21 protein-coding genes are annotated in these 17,114 nt (G+C 56.8%); 13 read left to right on the top strand and 8 right to left on the bottom strand.

Going from position 1 to position 17,114, the window contains the following annotated elements; genetic code table 11:
- Nucleotides 1-158 precede the first annotated feature (158 nt).
- The 8 genes from rho (at nucleotide 159) to AC13E3_RS01425 (ending at nucleotide 4,173) form a co-directional block, all read left to right on the top strand.
- On the top strand, nucleotides 159-956 hold the full coding sequence (gene rho, locus AC13E3_RS01460; protein WP_482901635.1) for a transcription termination factor Rho: 798 nt from the start codon (nucleotides 159-161) through the stop codon (nucleotides 954-956).
- 38 nt (nucleotides 957-994) lie between these two features.
- On the top strand, nucleotides 995-1,207 hold the full coding sequence (locus AC13E3_RS01455) for a hypothetical protein (RefSeq protein ID WP_092034368.1): 213 nt from the start codon (nucleotides 995-997) through the stop codon (nucleotides 1,205-1,207).
- Nucleotides 1,208-1,238: 31 nt separating this feature from the next.
- On the top strand, nucleotides 1,239-1,871 hold the full coding sequence (locus tag AC13E3_RS01450) for a nucleotidyltransferase domain-containing protein (protein ID WP_273069025.1): 633 nt from the start codon (nucleotides 1,239-1,241) through the stop codon (nucleotides 1,869-1,871).
- Nucleotides 1,834-2,253, top strand: a complete 420-nt coding sequence (locus AC13E3_RS01445; protein ID WP_008172514.1) for a hypothetical protein — start codon at nucleotides 1,834-1,836, stop codon at nucleotides 2,251-2,253. Before AC13E3_RS01450 ends, AC13E3_RS01445 begins: the two co-directional genes overlap by 38 nt.
- 87 nt (nucleotides 2,254-2,340) lie before the next feature.
- Entirely contained in the window at nucleotides 2,341-2,520 is a 180-nt protein-coding gene (locus tag AC13E3_RS01440) for a DUF1294 domain-containing protein (protein WP_081467527.1), read from the top strand.
- A gap of 97 nt (nucleotides 2,521-2,617) precedes the next feature.
- Nucleotides 2,618-3,058: a DUF4174 domain-containing protein gene (locus tag AC13E3_RS01435; RefSeq protein ID WP_273069023.1), complete on the top strand. Its 441-nt coding sequence runs from the start codon at nucleotides 2,618-2,620 to the stop codon at nucleotides 3,056-3,058.
- Nucleotides 3,059-3,225: 167 nt separating this feature from the next.
- Nucleotides 3,226-3,771, top strand: a complete 546-nt coding sequence (locus tag AC13E3_RS01430; protein ID WP_008172509.1) for a ferric reductase-like transmembrane domain-containing protein — start codon at nucleotides 3,226-3,228, stop codon at nucleotides 3,769-3,771.
- A 6-nt stretch (nucleotides 3,772-3,777) separates the two neighbouring features.
- The gene (locus tag AC13E3_RS01425) at nucleotides 3,778-4,173 is read left to right on the top strand and encodes a ferredoxin reductase domain-containing protein (protein ID WP_008172508.1); all 396 of its coding nucleotides are present in this window, start codon (nucleotides 3,778-3,780) and stop codon (nucleotides 4,171-4,173) included.
- 157 nt (nucleotides 4,174-4,330) lie between these two features.
- On the opposite strand, the gene gtfA is transcribed toward AC13E3_RS01425, so the two are convergent.
- Together gtfA and ggpS are read right to left on the bottom strand one after the other, a co-directional pair.
- Entirely contained in the window at nucleotides 4,331-5,773 is a 1,443-nt protein-coding gene (gene gtfA, locus AC13E3_RS01420) for a sucrose phosphorylase (RefSeq protein ID WP_008172506.1), read from the bottom strand.
- A 17-nt stretch (nucleotides 5,774-5,790) separates the two neighbouring features.
- Nucleotides 5,791-8,064, bottom strand: coding sequence for a glucosylglycerol-phosphate synthase (gene ggpS, locus AC13E3_RS01415; RefSeq protein WP_405416980.1), 2,274 nt, complete (start codon nucleotides 8,062-8,064; stop codon nucleotides 5,791-5,793).
- Between the two features lie 224 nt (nucleotides 8,065-8,288).
- Here ggpS and AC13E3_RS01410 point away from each other — a divergent pair, with 224 nt between their 5' ends.
- The gene (locus tag AC13E3_RS01410) at nucleotides 8,289-9,236 is read left to right on the top strand and encodes an MFS transporter (RefSeq protein ID WP_482901634.1); all 948 of its coding nucleotides are present in this window, start codon (nucleotides 8,289-8,291) and stop codon (nucleotides 9,234-9,236) included.
- A gap of 121 nt (nucleotides 9,237-9,357) precedes the next feature.
- Here AC13E3_RS01410 and AC13E3_RS01405 read toward each other — a convergent pair whose 3' ends face one another.
- Nucleotides 9,358-9,792: a DUF3010 family protein gene (locus AC13E3_RS01405; RefSeq protein WP_482901636.1), complete on the bottom strand. Its 435-nt coding sequence runs from the start codon at nucleotides 9,790-9,792 to the stop codon at nucleotides 9,358-9,360.
- Between the two features lie 27 nt (nucleotides 9,793-9,819).
- Nucleotides 9,820-10,164 (bottom strand): PBPRA1643 family SWIM/SEC-C metal-binding motif protein, encoded by a 345-nt coding sequence (locus tag AC13E3_RS01400; RefSeq protein ID WP_104270645.1) that lies wholly within the window; start codon nucleotides 10,162-10,164, stop codon nucleotides 9,820-9,822.
- A 260-nt stretch (nucleotides 10,165-10,424) separates the two neighbouring features.
- On the opposite strand from AC13E3_RS01400, the gene AC13E3_RS01395 reads away from it, so the two are divergent.
- Both AC13E3_RS01395 and AC13E3_RS01390 read left to right on the top strand, forming a co-directional pair.
- Nucleotides 10,425-10,718, top strand: a complete 294-nt coding sequence (locus tag AC13E3_RS01395) for a hypothetical protein (RefSeq protein WP_008172497.1) — start codon at nucleotides 10,425-10,427, stop codon at nucleotides 10,716-10,718.
- Between the two features lie 178 nt (nucleotides 10,719-10,896).
- Nucleotides 10,897-11,529, top strand: coding sequence for a DUF1294 domain-containing protein (locus AC13E3_RS01390; protein ID WP_008172495.1), 633 nt, complete (start codon nucleotides 10,897-10,899; stop codon nucleotides 11,527-11,529).
- A 176-nt stretch (nucleotides 11,530-11,705) separates the two neighbouring features.
- On the opposite strand, the gene AC13E3_RS01385 is transcribed toward AC13E3_RS01390, so the two are convergent.
- From AC13E3_RS01385 to AC13E3_RS01375, 3 genes are all read right to left on the bottom strand, one after another.
- The gene (locus AC13E3_RS01385; RefSeq protein ID WP_008172492.1) at nucleotides 11,706-12,386 is read right to left on the bottom strand and encodes a flagellar basal body-associated FliL family protein; all 681 of its coding nucleotides are present in this window, start codon (nucleotides 12,384-12,386) and stop codon (nucleotides 11,706-11,708) included.
- Nucleotides 12,387-12,416: 30 nt separating this feature from the next.
- Entirely contained in the window at nucleotides 12,417-12,584 is a 168-nt protein-coding gene (locus AC13E3_RS01380) for a hypothetical protein (RefSeq protein ID WP_273017554.1), read from the bottom strand.
- A gap of 121 nt (nucleotides 12,585-12,705) precedes the next feature.
- Nucleotides 12,706-13,149 carry a YHS domain-containing (seleno)protein gene (locus AC13E3_RS01375; protein ID WP_405416974.1) on the bottom strand — a complete coding sequence of 148 codons (444 nt, stop codon included), beginning with the start codon at nucleotides 13,147-13,149 and terminating at the stop codon, nucleotides 12,706-12,708.
- A gap of 196 nt (nucleotides 13,150-13,345) precedes the next feature.
- Between AC13E3_RS01375 and AC13E3_RS01370 the strand changes: the two genes are divergently transcribed.
- Entirely contained in the window at nucleotides 13,346-15,487 is a 2,142-nt protein-coding gene (locus tag AC13E3_RS01370; RefSeq protein ID WP_405416972.1) for a sensor histidine kinase, read from the top strand.
- Here the strand turns inward: AC13E3_RS01370 and AC13E3_RS01365 are convergent.
- Entirely contained in the window at nucleotides 15,484-16,131 is a 648-nt protein-coding gene (locus tag AC13E3_RS01365) for a response regulator (RefSeq protein WP_008172487.1), read from the bottom strand. The genes AC13E3_RS01370 and AC13E3_RS01365 overlap by 4 nt on opposite strands.
- Nucleotides 16,132-16,303: 172 nt before the next feature.
- Here AC13E3_RS01365 and AC13E3_RS01360 point away from each other — a divergent pair, with 172 nt between their 5' ends.
- Nucleotides 16,304-17,089, top strand: coding sequence for a hypothetical protein (locus AC13E3_RS01360; RefSeq protein WP_482901637.1), 786 nt, complete (start codon nucleotides 16,304-16,306; stop codon nucleotides 17,087-17,089).
- The last annotated feature ends 25 nt before the right edge of the window (nucleotides 17,090-17,114 follow it).

The raw sequence follows: 17,114 nt of genomic DNA, 5'->3' as shown, positions 1-17,114 counted from the left end.
AAACGCTGGAAGCGGATCAAGGGGTTCAACCAACTGAAGCTGGTCGTGGACAACGTGCAGTTTCAGGATGGAATACCGGTGGAGGATCAATCTGACAGGAGCGCTGCCTGATGGTCATACACCAGATTTGACAATAACTCGGTTCCGAACAGCTCACGGTGCGCGCGATGGATTTGATCACGCCGATTGGCATGGGGCAGCGAGGTTTGATCGTTGCGCCGCCGGGGTCTGGAAAATCGACGGTTTTAAAACATATTTGCCAGGCGGTGGGAAAGGCGTATCCCGAGATTAAACTCTACGCGTTATTGATAGATGAGCGACCCGAGGAGGTCACTGATTTCAGGCGTAGCGTCCCGGCTGAGGTACACGCTTCTTCTTCGGATGAAAGCTATGCTCATCACGTTCGCGTTGCCGATGAACTTCTTGATATCGCTCGCCAACAAGCGGGCGAGGGTCACAACGTTATGATTGTGATTGATTCTCTCACGAGGCTTTCGCGTGTGCATAATGCGGAGCGAAAGAGCAGCGGTCGTACTATGTCTGGCGGGATGGATGCTCGAGCGATGGAGATCCCGCGGAGGTTGTTTGGCGCTGCACGAAACATTGAGAATGGCGGCTCGCTGACCATTCTGGCAACCGTTCTGGTGGATACGGGCAGCCGCATGGACCAGGTTATCTTTGAGGAATTCAAGGGCACGGGGAACATGGAGCTGGTGTTATCGAGAGACGTTGCGAATCAGCGAATTTTTCCCGCGCTGGATATTTCGAAAAGCAGTACACGCCGTGAAGAGCTGCTGTTGGATCCAAAAGATTTAGACAAAATAAGAGCATTGCGCCGGGCGCTTGGCGGTCTCAAACCGCTAGAGGGCACAAAAAAGTTGGTGGAGCTGCTTGAGAAGTACCCCACAAACGCCGAGCTTCTGAAAAACATCCCCCATTCTTTTGACAAGGCGTAAGCGTAGCGTTCAAGACAGGGCGTTTTTGAGGAGTAGGTATGTTCCACATTCACGTCGAGCGGGTGCTTGAAAAGGATATTGATACGGTTTTTGAGGCCATGGAATCGGCTTTTCCTTTCGGGCTCTTTCGAGCCGAAGATGAACCCGGCGATGCCAACGATGCAGTCCTCGGCGCCAATGTCGCAGAGGTTTTCTGTGGTTTCTTCAGCCACAGTTTTAGAGAGGTGCTTTCCGACCCATTTTGGGTATAATTGTACCTTAATTGGGTATTTCGGGGTTTGTATGGGAAATCAACAGCTTTCGAAGCAAATGGGAATGGCGGAAGCGCTTTTCCCCGCGACCCGGCAAAAGGTTTTAAAGCTTTTTTTCTTGAGGCCCGATGCCGAATTTGCTCTACGTGAGGTAATTGATGCGGTTGGCGCAGGGTCTGGTGCAGTGCAACGAGAGGTAGCGCGGCTGGTCGATTGCGGACTCGTTTTTCAAGATCATCGAGGCCGGCAAAAGCGCTACAGAGTAAATCGAGAATCCCCGATTTACTTTGAGCTCGCCTCTCTGGTGACGAAATTGCTCGGCCCAGAATCTCAGATCGATGCTGCGTTGCAACCTCTGTACCCTGAGATTGATATCGCGTTGCTTTACGGCTCGGTGGCGAAGGGTGTTGATCACGCGGGAAGCGATGTTGATCTCTTGCTAGTATCCGACACTGTGAGTCTGGAAGATATTTTCGAGACCCTTGATCCGGCAGAACGTTCGCTCGCTCGGACAATTAATCCTACGGTGTATACTCGAAGCGACTTCAGAAGCCGTATTGTGAAAAAGCAATCTTTCCTTACCAGGGTCCTGGATGGGCCTTACATCCTACTTAAAGGGAATTTGGATGAATTCGGAATCTCTCGACAATCTGGTCAAGATTAATAAGCTCCATCGGGAGCCTCCCGATGCAGAAGAAATCAAAGGATTGATACGCTCTGGGACCGTTCGTTTGAACGATGCACGTTTTGAATCGCTTAGCATCGAAAGCCGTTTTGATCTCTCGTATAACGCTGCACATGCGCTGTCACTCGCCGCTTTACGGCATTGCGGTTATCGGTCGGACAATCGCTATCTCGTCTTTCAATGTTTACAACACACCCTGGGGTTGTCGGCGGCGAAATGGCGGGTGCTTGATCAAGCCCATAAAAAGAGAAATCTGGCGGAATATGAAGGGGAGATCGACCTGAGCCCTGCCTTGGTTCAGAGTGTTCTCAAAATTGCAGAAGAGATCGAGGAGGCCGTTCTCAGGCTAACGGGCGATTGAAGAACGTATCGTCAAACTCTTGCATCGAATCCAGGGCTGCTCACCTCATTGAGCCAATAAAATCCAGTCGAAGCATTCGAAGCCCAAATTGGGTACAAAAATACCCGATTTGGGTATTTTGATAAGCGGTCAGCAAAGCGGGGCGGTCAGCGCATCGCGGAAAACACGCTGCACCTGTTCGAGCTGTGTTGTCACTGGCCCGGCGCACTGGTCGCCCAGCAGTTGGGCTTTGATTTGTCGAAGTCTTTGCAGCCGCTTATCTGGTAATCGCCACTGGTTTCACGATCCACTCAGGCAGTTCGCCTGATCAACTGAGCACAAACTCTCGTAGCTCTACAGGGAGAACGATAACGGGAGCAAGCAAATGAGCTTCAACTTAGCCGTCAACAAAAATCGCACCATTCTGACGTTGATGCTTTTACTCATCACACTGACTACTCAAGGGGCCGGCATGAACAGCCTGAGCGACTATCAGTGGAAAAACCGACTGATTCTGGTGCAAGCCACAGATGAGAATGCCGGCGAGATTGACACGCTCAGGAGTGCCCGGGCCGAAGTAGATGACCGTGATATCGTCTGGTTTGTAAACACCGGCGCAGACCTGGTTTCAAATCAGGATGGGGTTTCGAGCAGTCTAGAGAGCGAGATCAAGGCTCTGCTTGACCAGTTCCGTTCGGATGAGAGGGTTCTGTTGATCGGCAAGGACGGCGGTATGAAAAGCCGAGAGCCCAGTCTCGATCTCGACGCTATTTTCCGCCGTATCGACCGCATGCCAATGCGCATGCGAGAGATGCGCTCTGATTGAAGCACCAGGCTCTATCTCCGTGTTCAAGGGCTATACTGGAAGGGCCTTACGTCGACTGAGATTGACATTCCACTCCATGCCACGTGACCCCATCGGGGTGAGGGTTTCTGGCAGGCTTTGAAGTTGGGTAGATTGAATGACCAAAGGAAGGGAAGCAAACTAGCCAGATGAAACCGCTTTTTCTGATCGTTGCTTACCTTGCCGCTGTCACCCTGCCGTTGCTCCTGTCCGCATGGGTGGGAGGTCCACCACGCCAGTTCCACCAGGAACTGGCCTCCGGCTTTGGCATTCTTGCCTTCTCGATGATCCTCGTGGAGTTCATCCTGTCCGGGCGTTTCCGGGCCATTTCAAATGACGTGGGCATGGATGTGACCATGCGGTTTCACCAGGTCATGGCTCGCACGGCGCTCGCTTTTGCTCTGCTGCACCCGTTTCTTTACCAGGGAACGCCGACAGGAGGGCAGCGCCCATGGGCCCCCACGCGCCAGTTGACGCTCACGACTGATTTCTCCGATCTGGCGACAGGCATTGTTGCCTGGCTGCTGCTTACCGGCCTTGTTGTCATGGCCATCGGGCGCACCCAGCTGGGCTACCGATACGAGACATGGCGCCTGTTACACGGGATTGGCGCGCTGCTGATCGCGGTACTTCTGTTGCACCATACCGTGTATGCCGGGCGTTACGGATCGCAGCCGGTGATGACCTGGGTGTAGTTGGCCATGACGGGTGTGGCGATTGGGTCGCTGCTGATGGTGTACCTGGTGGTTCCCTGGCTGCAGAAGGCTCGCCCCTGGCGCGTGACGTCCGTGGTCCGGTTGACGCCAAAGCAATGGGAAGTGACCGTGACCCCCAACGGTCACCGTGGTCTGGATTACCGGGCCGGGCAATTCGCCTGGCTGAATGTGGGGCAAAGCCCTTTCTCGATGAAGGAACACCCTTTCTCCATTTCCATTGATGGCGAGCTGATGGATCGCGTCTTTTCAGAGCTGGAGTTCCGTGACTGGGTGTTTGTGATGTGCGGCCCGGCGGTCATGATGGATGTTGTTGAGGATCATCTTATCCAGCGGGGCACACCCGCTCACCGGATTCTCTCGGAGCGGTTCAGCTATGACTAATCCAATCCAGCGGCTGACTCAGCGGCGGCGGCTTTCTTTGGTTATCTGGGGACTGAATATAACCCTGGTCCTGATCCTGCTGGTTTTTGTGTTGCGCTGATGCGAAGGCAGGCCAGGGGTATGATCAGGTGAGCCCGATGCGCATCCAGCGCCTCGGTCAGCACTCCAGGTGTCGGGTTTCCCCCGTTTCCACATCGGTATAAGTGACCTTCACGGTTTTGAAGTTCAGGTCTACAAACAGGTGGCAGTAATAGTCGCCATGGCGCCAGGCCATGGCCACGCTTGAGTTGTTGGAATAGTTCAGTTCGAAGTGCCCATCAAAGGCCGGGTAGTTGCTGCGGAATTTCATCAGGTTCAGCAGTCTTTGCACCACCGGTTTCTGGATGTCCTGCTCCACCTCTTCCAGGCTGTAGTAATGCCGATTGATGTCTCGCAACTCGCCACTTTGTTCCATCAGTTCGTGATCGTTACAGCCGGCCAGCAGCCCCACGTAGTAAACCTGTGGGATGCCCGGGGTGAAAAACTGGATGGCCCGGGCGGCGATATAGGCGTCGTCGTTTTGCATCAGCGCGTCATAAAAGGTGCAGGTGAGCTGATAGATGGCACCCACGCTGTGAATGTTGGCCGCTGAGCGCCGCATGATGGGGTCCGCGCTGCGGGCGTCGATGTTGTCGATCAGTACTTTGATTTTCTCATCCGGCAAAACGCCTTCCACATCGGGAATGCAGATGCCGTCATGGGTATCCAGCACGGTGACCATGTTGCGCGGGCACATGCGCAGCCAGTTCTTCAGATACACACTGTTGGCGTCCAGCAGTGAATACAGCAGCAGCGGCGGCAGGGCAAAGCCGTAGGGGTGCATGTTGCGCCGGCTGATGGCGTATTGGTAGCTGGTGTGGTCGTGTACTTCCGGCAGGCATTCCGCCCCGTGTTTCAAGGCAACCTGGTTGACCCAGTCGAGGATCTGATACACCTCCGGTTCCACCAGAAAGCAGCTGGTGCCGATCCGTTTGGTGGTGTATCCGAAGGCGTCCAGCCGCAGCAGATTAACCCCTTTTGATGTCAGAAATCCGATGTAGCTTTCCATCAGCTGATAGGCCAGGTCGGATTCGTAATTCAGGTCGATCTGCTGCTCGGTGAAGGTACACCATACTCGGGTTTTGGTGCCGTCGGACAAGGTCACTTCCCGGAAGGGTTCTTTCTCCTTGCGGATGTGAATCTTCGCCATGTCGTCCGGTGAGATCTCGCCGAATTTGTCCACGTGCACAAACAGATCGGCGTATTCCGAGTCGAAGCCGTTGGCAATGAAGTCGGTGAACTCCGGCGATTCGTCCGAGATATGATTAACCGTCAGATCCACGCACAGATCGTACTTTGCCGTAAAGGCTTCGATGTCGTCCCAGGTGCCCACCTTCGGGTCCACTTCCTTGTGGGTCAGCGGCGAGAAGCCGCCATCGGCGTTGGAGGGAAAAAACGGCAGGATGTGCAGCCCGCCGATGGCCTCGGACAGATGCGTGTCCACCACGGTGTAAAGGTCTTTCAGATTGTTGCCGATCCGGTCCGGGTAACAGATCAGCTGCACCGCATTTTTGAGCAACATGGTGTGGTTTCCTCCGTTCAGGCGGCGCAATGACCAATGGGCAGAATCTTTTCCAGTTTGGTGGTGCGGCGCTGTTCGGCGGTGTCGATGAATTCCCGCCCCCAGTAATCGATGTCGTAACGGCTGACCACTTCAAAGGCCTCGCTGAGCCGATTCTGTGCTTCGCTGCGGCTCATGGCCAGGGCGTAGTAGCAGGTGTCGGCAAGGTCCTGGGGGTGATGGGGATTGGCCAGGATGGCACCGCGCAGTTCGGCGGCGGCGCCGGCGAATTCCGAGAGCACCAGCCTGCCACTGCCCTGGGTCAGGCCCTGGGTGGCAATGTATTCCTTGGCCACCAGGTTCAGCCCGTCTCGCAGCGGTGTAATCCACATCACGTCCGCCATGGTGTAGTAAGACACCAGTTCCTCGAACGGCAGGGCGCGGAAGAAGAATTGCACGGGCGTCCAGCCCACCTGTGCGAACTGGCCGTTGATGCGACCGACCGTCTGCTCGATCTGCGAAAGCAGTTCCTCGTAGATGGTCATCCCGGCGGCCGCCGGCACGCAGACCATCATCAGGGTAACTTTGGTTTTCAGCTCCGGGTGCTCGTTGAGCATGCGTTCGTAGGCATCCAGTTTTTCGATGATGCCTTTGGTGAAGTCGAGGCGCTCGACCGACAGAATCAGCCGAACGTCCATCAGTTCGTTACGCAGGGTTTCCATGCGGTCAATCACGCTCTGGTCCGCCAGGGCATGTCGCACCCGGTTCAGGTCCAGCCCCACCGGGTGGGCGCCCAGGCCGATCTTGCGATCATTGACCTTGATTTCGGTGCTCATCTCATCAAGGCCCACGGCACAGCCGTAGGTCAGGAACCGGGGCGCACAGCCGGCTTTCTGAGTGACTTCCAGGGGCGTGACACCGCGAGCCACATCGACAAAGTTTTCCGCCTGCCTGGGAATGTGGAAGCCGATGTGATCGCACTGCAACAGGCTGCCAACGATTTCACGGCGCCAGGGCAGCACGTTGAACACGTCTGCTGAGGGGAAATAGGTGTGATGGAAAAAGGCAATGGTGAGGTCCGGGCGAATCTCGCGCAGATAGGCCGGCACCATCCATAGATTGTAATCGTGAATCCACACCACCGCGTTCTCGGCGGCTTCCTCGGCCGCGCGCTCCGCAAACTGCTTGTTGACCTTGAGGAACACCTGCCAGTGATCATCGTGGAAGGTGGCGCGCTCCCAGAAGGTGTGCAGGGTTGGCCAGAAGGCTTCCTTGGAGAACCGCTTGTAGAAAATCTCGACGTCGTCTTTGCTTAGGGGCACCCGCGCGGCCACCAGTTTTTCGTAGCGGTCGGTATCCACTTCGGTGTGGGTCTGGAACGGGCCCAGGTCCGGGTCGTCAATGGACCAGGCCACCCAGGAGCCGGCTTTGCCGTCGGCAAAGAAGCTCAGCAGCGTGGGGATGATGCCATTGGGGGATTTTGGGCGACGGCGGATCAGTTCGCCGTTTTCCACCACTTCTTCGTAGGGCAGGCGGTGGTACACGATTACCAGGTCGGATTTGCCCCGGTTCATGTAGTCCGGCGCTTCCGCTTCAATGCCCAGATGGCCGAGATACCCGAAGTGTTCGAACGCCTCAAGGATACCGCCGCAGCCGGCTGCCCCGGCGTGAAGAACCCTTGCCTTGTGCATGGTAGCGTCCAGCAGGTCGGGCTCAGATTCGCCCACGCACACGCCTTTGAAGCCGTGCTCGTACATCGACAGGTCATTCAGGGTGTCGCCGGCCACCAGCACGGATTCCGGGTCGACGTTCAGGTGTTTCACCAGTCGTGACAGGGTACGCCCCTTGTTCACGCCCCGGGGCAGGATGTCCAGGTACTTGTGGTTGGAGAAGAGCGCATTGCAGGACAGCGCCTCGATGCGGGCGACCATCTCGTCAGTGACCACATCGCCGTCGCAGAAATAGGACACGCGGCGTTCCTGGGGGACTTCCTGTCGCTGCAGGCCGTCAAAGGGGAGCAGGGCGTCTTCGATCATCTGTTCGCCCGGCCAGAGCTCGTCGATCTCGCCTTGCAGCGGTTGGATGGCCTGCTGGGTCTCGCCGTGAACCACGGTGCAGCCGACGTCACAGATGATGTAGTCCGGCTGCGGAATGGTGGGGTCGGACAGCAGCGGCAGCACGGATTCCAGGCCGCGACCGGTCACGAATACCAGGTCTATTTCGGGGTGGGCGGCAACCAGTCGGTAGAGCTTGAGGCGGTTATCGGGATCACCCGCGAGAAAAGTACCATCGAGATCGGTGGCCAGTAACATAGTCTGCTCCTATCGAAACTTTTGCTCAGATAAGGAATGCGTTGCAGCTTTCATACCGGAATCGGATTTAACAGCGTCACCTATGGCGCAGCGATTGCAGGCCAGTAAGCAGTGGCACGGCGATCAGGGCGATACAAAAACTGAACAACACACCCCAAGTGCTTGCTGTCTGAGGCAAACAAGCCCTTTCATTTCAGGGCAGGGAGGTGTGTATCTGGACTTTAATGCGCCCTATTGGTGCAATTCTCGCGAGTGTCGCGCTATTACAGCTCGGCAGTGGCTTGTTGAATACGCTGCTGGCGGTCACGGCCAATGAGCAGGGTTTTTCCACGGCGCGGATCGGCGTCATCATGTCTGGTTTTTTCGTGGGGTTCGCCTGCGGCATCTTTATCAGTGGCCGTTTGATCCGCCGCATGGGCCATATCCGTACCTTTGCCTTCTGCGCGGCGGTGTGCGCGTCCATCGCGCTGCTGCACTCCCTGTGGGTTGATCCCTGGGCATGGATGGCGCTTCGCTTTCTTTACGGATTGTCCCTGGTCACCCTGATGACGGTGACGGAGAGCTGGCTAAACGCCCGCGCTGAGAAGCACGAGCGCGGGCGGGTCTTCGCCATGTATATGGTGGTCAACCTTGGGGGAATTGCCCTTGCTCAGCAACTGCTCAGGCTGAGCCCGGGCGAGCTGTTGGTGCTGTTTTCGGTGTCGGCCATCCTCAGTTGCTGGGCGCTGCTGCCCATCACCATCAGCAGTCGCAGCCAACCCCACATTCCCGAACGGGCTAAGAGCAGTCTGAAGAAAATCATCGGCTTTGCGCCGCTGGCCGTTGCTACCTCGGCGCTCTCCGGCCTGGCCATGGGCGCTTTCTGGGCAATGGCGCCTTTGTACGCGAGCAAGCTCGGATTCGGGTTGTCGGAGGTGGGGCTGTTGATGAGCCTCACCATTGTGGTCGGTGCGCTGCTGCAGATCCCGATCGGCCGGTTCCACGGACATGCTGGTACTGCACGGAGCGGGCGCTGCCCTGGCGCCTCTGCTCGTGGGTTTGATTATGAATCTGGTGGGCCCTCAGGGCATGCCTGTTTACATGGCGGTTGTTCTGGGCTTGCTCGCCACCTATGCGATCTATCAGGTTCGCCATGTCTCCGTGCTCACCGCGGGCGAGCAGGCGCATTTTGAGCCGATGGCGCAGTCGTCCCATGAGATTGTTGAAATGATTGAGCGATAGATAGTTGTCGCACCGGCTCACCGCTCCAGGGACGCTGAGTGACCCGCGTTCGAGCTTCCGATAGCCGGGAAGTCATTGGCTCTGTAGCTGCCCTACATAGGCGCAAACGAAGGCCGCTTCCTGGAAGGCCTTCAACCCCGTCTCTGCAAACGCAATGGGCAACGGATTGGCTGCCAGGGTGGACTTGATGAGGGCGGAGGGCAGCAGTGTCACCGTCAATTCGATATCGGTGATCAGTTGAATGGCGGCTTCCATTTTGAAGCTGACAGCACCACCGGCAAATTTGCCTTTGGGCATTCGCTCTTTGATCGCGACGTGAGTCACGCCGTACTCGGCCATTAATGCCGCAAAGGCCGCCTGGAACTGCTTCAGGTCTTCACGGCTATGGTTTTTTGGCAGTGACAGTTTGCGCACCTTGCATTCCGGCAAATTGAACTGCCCCCGGTCCATATTCAGAAAACACACCACTGCATCACTGCCGGTAAGCTCAACGCCGCAAACAATCATAGCCATTTCCCCCGTCTCCGCCGGTTATCAGCCGCAGCACTTCTTGAATTTGAGCCCGCTACCGCAGTTGCAGATATCGTTACGTGAAGGCGATTTTACCGTGGTAACCGTCCCGCCTTTGGTCAGGATAGCAGTGAGCTCGGTAATGGACTCAACGGCGCCCTCGCGGGTATCCACCGAAATGTTCGCGTACAGCTTTGCCTTGGCCACTTGCGCTTCGACTTCCTGCTTGCGCGCGTCACTGGTCACCACCAGCGTAAGCGGGTATTTCTTGCTGCCACTCTTCTGGCTGGCGTTGGTCTGAAAGCCGCCGTAAGTGGTGTGGTGCTGGCGTGCGTCCTGCCGGCCTTTGAAGAAAAATTTGTCTGACATGCTGAGATCCTGATGGGGAGAATGCCCGGGCTATTGCCGGGAGGAGTCTTTTAGCATGCTTATGGAGACGGCGATATAGGGAGATACGAAATCCGTCCGCTCCCCCGTGACGGTTTTGTGACCTTTCCTTGATCGACTTTTTACCCAGCCGTGACGGCCGCGTAAGCGTTCCTGCTTAGTCTGCATTCTGATGCTGCTGGTCTTCAGGTATGGGGGCGGCAGTGTCGAATAGACACTATTTCCAATAAGGAGAATGCACAATGAAAAGCCTGACAGCGACGCTTTTGGCCCTCGGTACCACCCTGGCCCTGATGGCCCCGGCCCATGCGGACGACATGGACAAGGGCAACAAGGGAATGGACGACACCATGATGCAGGACGACATGAAAGAAGACGGCATGGCCAAAGACTCCATGAAGTCCGACACCATGGACACCATGCATGACGGGATGAAGACCGAAAGCATGATGGATGAGGACATGAAAAAAGAGGGTATGGAAAAAGACGCCATGAAAAAGGATGGAATGTCCGAAGGGGATAAAACATCCATGTAATGGCCGGAAATTTTCCTGGTTGTAGTGGCAAGCTTAGCGTTGGTGAGCTTGCTATGAACTGAGGGGGTAACCGGAGTAAAATCTCGTGAAGTATCACGGAAAGTCCGCTCTGGAGTCTGTTCCAGTGCTGCGGGCTTTTTGTGTCAGGCACAAAACTAACTATTCAGGGAAGAAATAAGTGAATCAAAAGGGGTTTCTCACCTCATGGAACGATGCCAAGGGCTTCGGTTTTATCACGCCGGAAAACGGGGGCGAGCGTCTGTTTGCTCACATCAGCGCCTACAAGGGGCAGGGCAGGCCCTCGGCCAGCCGTAAGGTCGTTTACTCGCAGACCAAAGACGAGAAAGGGCGGTTAAGAGCGGCCAGTTTCCAGTACGCCGGCGTCGCACGGCACCGCGCAGCGGTCGCGCCCGGAGTATGGGTTGCGCTGTTGATTGCTGCTGCAGTCGGTGGGGCGGTGTCGACGTTGTATCTTTTGGGCTATGTGCCGGTTCTGTTGCCGGTGGCTTATGGGGTGATGAGCCTGGTTACCTTTTTGATGTACGCGATCGACAAAGGAGCCGCCGAGAGTGGTAACCGGCGCGTGCCGGAGGGACGGCTACACCTTTTTGAGCTTCTATGTGGCTGGCCGGGTGCGCTGGTGGGCCAGCAATTCTTTCGTCATAAAACCCGCAAAACCTCGTTTCAGGTGGTCTTCTGGGTTTATGTGATTCTCAATCTTGCGGTGCTCGGCTGGCTGTTGTTCTGGCCGGATGCCGAGTTTGCGCGGCAGGCGCTGGAGATTAAACCGGTCATGCTCATCAGGATGTAGTTATGCAGAAGGTCTGTTCAGAAGAGGCTTTGGCGGGCAGCGATTCGCGGAATTCGCCAGGGTGTTTTCTATTGGCGATATACGTTGTGCGCTGGAGCGGCCCTATGAGCTTATGACGCAGAATTGAATCAGGGCATACGATCTGCTTCTGAGTTGGCCACGAAACACGTCAGAGGCTACTCTTTGAGCCGAACGAGCAACCGCCCATCCTGGACCTGGATATAGTCCACGCCGGCTGCAAAGGATTGCCAGAACCCCGGGCTGGCACCGAACTCGTTGACCAGATCCACGTTTTTGAGGTTGCCCAGCCAGGCGTTGGGGATGGGAACGCCCATCAGGCTCACTCCCTTTAACTTAACCAGCGGGCGACCGTTGGCAAAGGAGAGTTCAACTCCTGCATTTACCCGCACCGTTCTGCCGCCGAGTACAGGGAAACCCTTTTCAAAAGGTACGAGAAGCACCGCGCTCAGAAGATCGTCCGAGAGATCGACGGCGAGGCGTTGAGCCAGATCCGTGTTGTTGGCGAGCATGCTATTGAGTTCCCGCTCGCTGAAGCGTACCTCCCGGCTGGCACCTTCCTCACTGTAGGGCTCTGGCTTTAACGGGCCGGCAGATCCACCACCTTGGGTGTCAATCCCCAGGGTGTTCAATTTGCTGTTGAGTGAATCCTGTTCACTGGCATTCAGGGTTACGGGTTCGAAGTTGTCTGGGAACACATAGTGGCTTAACCACCAGTAACCAATGCCTGCCGTGGCAACGATGGTGAGCAGGACAATGCCAAAGACGTGTAAGCCACTGAAGCCCTTCTTTGCGGGTGGTGGCGCGGATGTTGATTTATCGTCGGTTGTTTCACTCATTGCCGATGGCACCGCTTTGACGCGGTGGTTTCAGTTCCCTTTTTTGAATTTCGCTTTGCAGTTCCCGCTCATGCACATGGTGCAGTAATGCTCACGGTCCTCGAGCTTGGTGCCCTCTGTGATCTTGATGCCACAGCCGTTGCAGAGCAGAACGGCAACGTCGCCTTCAAATTTCACAATAGCGTGTTCGTATTCCATAAGACACTCCGGTCCTGATTTAAAATGCCTCATGAGTAGTACGGTATTCGCAGCGGGGCAGACCGCTGGCGGGCTGCTACCACCGGCGTGTTTGAGATTAAACCGCGATAAACTCTTTTCGTCATTCCAGAACCTTTGGCCAGTTTGCGTCTGCCTGTCGAATGAAGCCCTCTGTGTCCTTCAGCCATCGATCCTGAACTGACTCATTGTAGTTGAGATACAGCCGGCCATCGCGGATGGCCCAGTGTTGAGGGTCACCTTTGGCGAGGTAGCCTTGGGCGACCGCCCAGGCGCAGTAGCCGCCGTAGGCAGGCAAGTAGCGTTCAGGATTGGCTTCGAAGCGCGTCAGGTTCTCCGCACTCGCGAATCGCCAGGTTACGCCCAATTGCTCTGTGGTGTATTCGCGCGAGCCTTTGGCTGGTTTTCCCGTTTCGAAGTAGCTGACTGTGTCGTAGCCGCCCGCCCCGGTATTGCTCAGCAGGCCGGTGTAGACGGCAGGCTCAGAGGCCCAGGCGCTGGCGGTCAAGAAGAATACGAGGGTGATGAATGTCAGCTGTCTGTTCATATCGATTTCCTCGAAGGATTTCAGGCATTTTGGAATTCTGCGCCGTGCTATCCGGTTTTAGAACCGGAACTATCAGTTTTGTTTCACTGGATCGACGTTAACGTGGGAAAACTGGCCCCCTCATTCAGGGTGTCGCAAATCCTCCCTTGGGTGGCTAATCTGAAAAGCAATCTATAGGGATTGTGGAGGATTTCAGATGGCACCCAGGCAGCGGTTTCTGCTGATTGCCGTCGTGGCCCTGGCGGCCATTGCCATCTCAGCGCAGGTCGCGCTGTCGTCGCCCTGGCTGGGGCTCGAGCTTTCGCCCCATGATGGGCCGGAAGGGCTCCGGGTCGATCGGGTGCACCCGGATTCACCGAACGCCGGGGTTATTCGGGTGGGCAGCATAATTGTGGGGCTGCAAGCGGCGGATGGTCGGCAAATCCCGCTGCATGGCAATCTGGTGATGGAAGAACCAGACCTGCTAAGCCACACCGATCTTAATCTGTTTATGAAGCGCCAGACCGAGTTGGATCAGGCGCTGCGCTCAGGCGGGGCACGGTTTGTTCTCGCATCCGGTGACCAGGTGCCGGCTGTGGCCATCGATACGCCGTGGCATCAGCTCTCGGGCGGCTTTTCGATTCACACCTTTTACGGGCTGATTGCTTTGATGGTGGCGGTTGGCATCTGGGCCTTCCGCCCGAAAAGCGCAGCGACCCGGCTTTACGCGCTTTCCGGCGTAGCAACCATGGTGAACACCCTGACTCTTGCCATCTACGGCGATCGGGAGTTTGTGCTGAGTGGCGATGTGTTTGCGGTGGTTTCTGCGGTTAACCACCTGGCCACGCTCATGGTGAACGCTTCCCTGGTCTCCCTGTTTTGGGTGTATCCGCGCCCGCTTGCCCGTTTTCCCGTTCCGGCACTGATGATTTGCATCGCGCTGATCATGTGGGTTCTGAGCGAACTCCAGGTGGGCGAAAGCGCCCAGGTGACGGTCTACCTGCCCATTGTCGTCGGTTATGTACTTGGCTTGTGCTTTGCGGCTGCCCAATGGGTGGCCTCGAAAGGTCGCCCCCTCGAACGCGCTGCCCTGAAGTGGTGTGTATTGGCAATTTTCCTGGGCAGTGTTTTGCTGATGGGGCTGGTGATCATACCGCCAGCCTTCGGCCACCCCCCGCTCGTGCCGCTGCTGGTGGGGTTCGGCGCCTACCTGATTCTGTACCTTGGCATCGCGGCGGGGCTGGTGCGCTATCGCCTGTTTGATATTGAGCGATGGTGGTTCAAGACCTGGCTCTGGTTTGCCGGGGGGCTGATGGTGCTGGTGTTGGATGCGATCCTGATCATGGGCGTTGGTTTGACCAGCACCTATGCGCTGACTCTTTCGCTTGCCATTGCGGGCTGGCTTTACTTTCCATTGCGGCAATGGCTTTGGGATCGATTCGGGCAGCGTTCCAGCATTTCTCTGAACGAGGCTCTCAGGGAGCTGGTGGATAAGCTTTTTTCTGCCTCTACGGAAGCGGAAGTTCGCAGGGCCTGGCCGGATCTGCTGCGCATGACGTTTCAGCCACTCAGTCTGGAGATGCCCGATGCGCCGGATAAAAAGGCCGCGGTGGCAGTATCGGCAGACGGTGTGTTGATGGAGCTGCCTGCGCTACCGGGTGATACCCGGCGGGCGAGCCTGGAATTTGCCAGCAATGGGGCCCGGCTGTTTACCAAGGAGGATATGCGGGTGGCGAACCTGCTGTATGACCTTACTGGAAAGGCGTTGCAGGCGCTGCAGGCCCGTGATGCGGGGGCGAAGAAGGAGCGCAGCAGAATCATGCGGGATCTTCATGACGATCTGGGTGCCCGGTTGCTGAGCCTCGTGTACGCCACGGACACAGGAACGGTGCGCGAGGTGGCCCGATCGGCCCTGAGGGACCTGCATGGGCTGGTAGATACCACTGCAGGGACACCAGCCAGTCTGTTGGAGGTGGCCAACGGCTGTGAGGGTGAAATACGCCAGCGGCTGACGGACTCGGGTATCGAACTGGATTGGCAGGCAGATCCCATGAGGCTGTCTGACCAGGAGCTTTCGGCCCGGGCTGCTGCCAATATCGCGCGCATTCTCAGGGAAGCAATTTCCAATATCATCAAACACGCCAATGCTGATCGGGTAGAGGTAACGTGGAGTCGTGATAGCGACCATCTTCTCGTGCGGGTTTCCGACAACGGCAAAGGCGAGACCCTGGATGGCCAGGGTGACGGGCACGGCCTCAGAACCATGCAGGTTCGTGCCGAGGACCTGGGCGGTCGTGTTGATTGCTGGGTGTTGGCGGAAGGCGGCTTTGTTGTGGAGCTGACGCTGCCGGCAGCCTAGCTGTCGATCATACCCATGCGCATGGCTTCCCGGGTGGCTTCCGCCCGGGAGGACACCTCCAGCTTGCGATACACGGTTTTCACGTAACCGGCGGTTGTGTGGCGGGTAATGCCCAGGGCCTGGCCAACCTGAGCCAGCGTGAAGCCTCTGGCAATCAGTTCCAGTACTTCCTGCTCACGCGGGGTCAGGTCCGGCTGTGCGATGGTATCCGGCGGTGCAAAGGTTGCCAGAACCCGCCTGGCCACCGACGGCGACAGTGGCGGCTCATCGTCAATAATACCCGCCAACCGGCGAGCCAGCTCGGATTGGGATTGCTGTTTCAGCAGGTATCCCCTGGCGCCCGCCCGTAGTGCCGGGAACACATGGCGGTCGTCGTCGTGGATGGTTATCACGATGCAGAGGCACTCGGGCACCGCCTCGCGCAGGTCGCGGATAAAGTCGATGCCATTACCGTCTGGCAGGCTGAGATCAATCAGAGCAATGTCCGGCTCAAGATCCGCCTGTTGAAGGTGAGACAGTTTATCCCTTGCCTCAGTGAGCCGGTTGGCAACGGTCACCGAAATCTCCGGAAAAACTTCCTTGAGCACGTCGCGCAGCCAATCCTGAGCGCCTGCGTGATCTTCCAGAATAAACCCCAACTTCATTTGATCGTCCTGATGCTCTTGGGTTGCCGCTCTTTCAACATAGCCCCCTCAAATGGGGGAGTCAAAGCCGGCCAAGGTCCCCTCAGGTGCGGTCTGCTGCCGTTGGTTCATGTCCGATAGCCTAGTGACGGACAGCGTAAAGCAACGGCTTTACGAACAAGGAGGCAGTCGAATGAAAACATTGAATGTTATACTCAGGGTGTTAACCGTTTTGGCCGTGTGCTTTGCCCTGGCGGGCTGCTTACGGAGCAGTGATTCAAATGATGATGACCTGGTTGAGGAAGATTCCAGCGAGGAGGTCGGTGGCGATGATGTCGCTGACAGCGGTGATACCGGGGACAGCAGCGGTGATGGCGGGGGTGGTGGCACAGCCTCTGGCGCACCAGCCGCGCCAGTGGTTACGCCCGCCTACGATGACTGGACGCTGACTTTTACCTGGCCGGCAGTGGCCGACGCAGACTTTTACCGCGTGTTTGAAGACCCGGACGGCGTGAGCGGCTTTACCCAGATAGGTTCGGACCTGACTGCCAACGAATACACCAACAATATCAGCCTCACCGAACGCAACGGCGCCCGTTATGTCGTTGCCGCCTGCAACAGTGAGGGCTGTACCGATTCCAGTGAAGTGACGGTTGATGGCCTGGACAGCGGGATCACGCCCATCGTGGTAAGTGGCGATCCGGCGCCGGGCATTGGCAGTGGCGCCGTGTTCAGCGGTGAAGTTGGCACCCAGCTGAGGTTCGATGTTAATCAGTCTGGCGCCGTCGCAATTCTCGGTGCAACCGATCAAACGGACAGCAGCGGTAGCTTGAGAGACGGTATTTTCAGCTACAGTTCGGGCGCGAGTTATTGTCAAATCTGGTGTATGACCATCAGGCAGCGCTCCTGTCAGATTGATCCTCCACCGGTATTCCATCCTGAAACTGCACGTTGTCCACGACCAGCTTCAGTTGGTTGAACCCCTTGATCCGCTTCCAGCGTTT

The organism is Marinobacter sp. L-80, from assembly GCF_056859395.1.
Note: the sequence above shows the minus strand (reverse complement) of the source record. Positions and strands in the feature narration are given on the sequence as shown.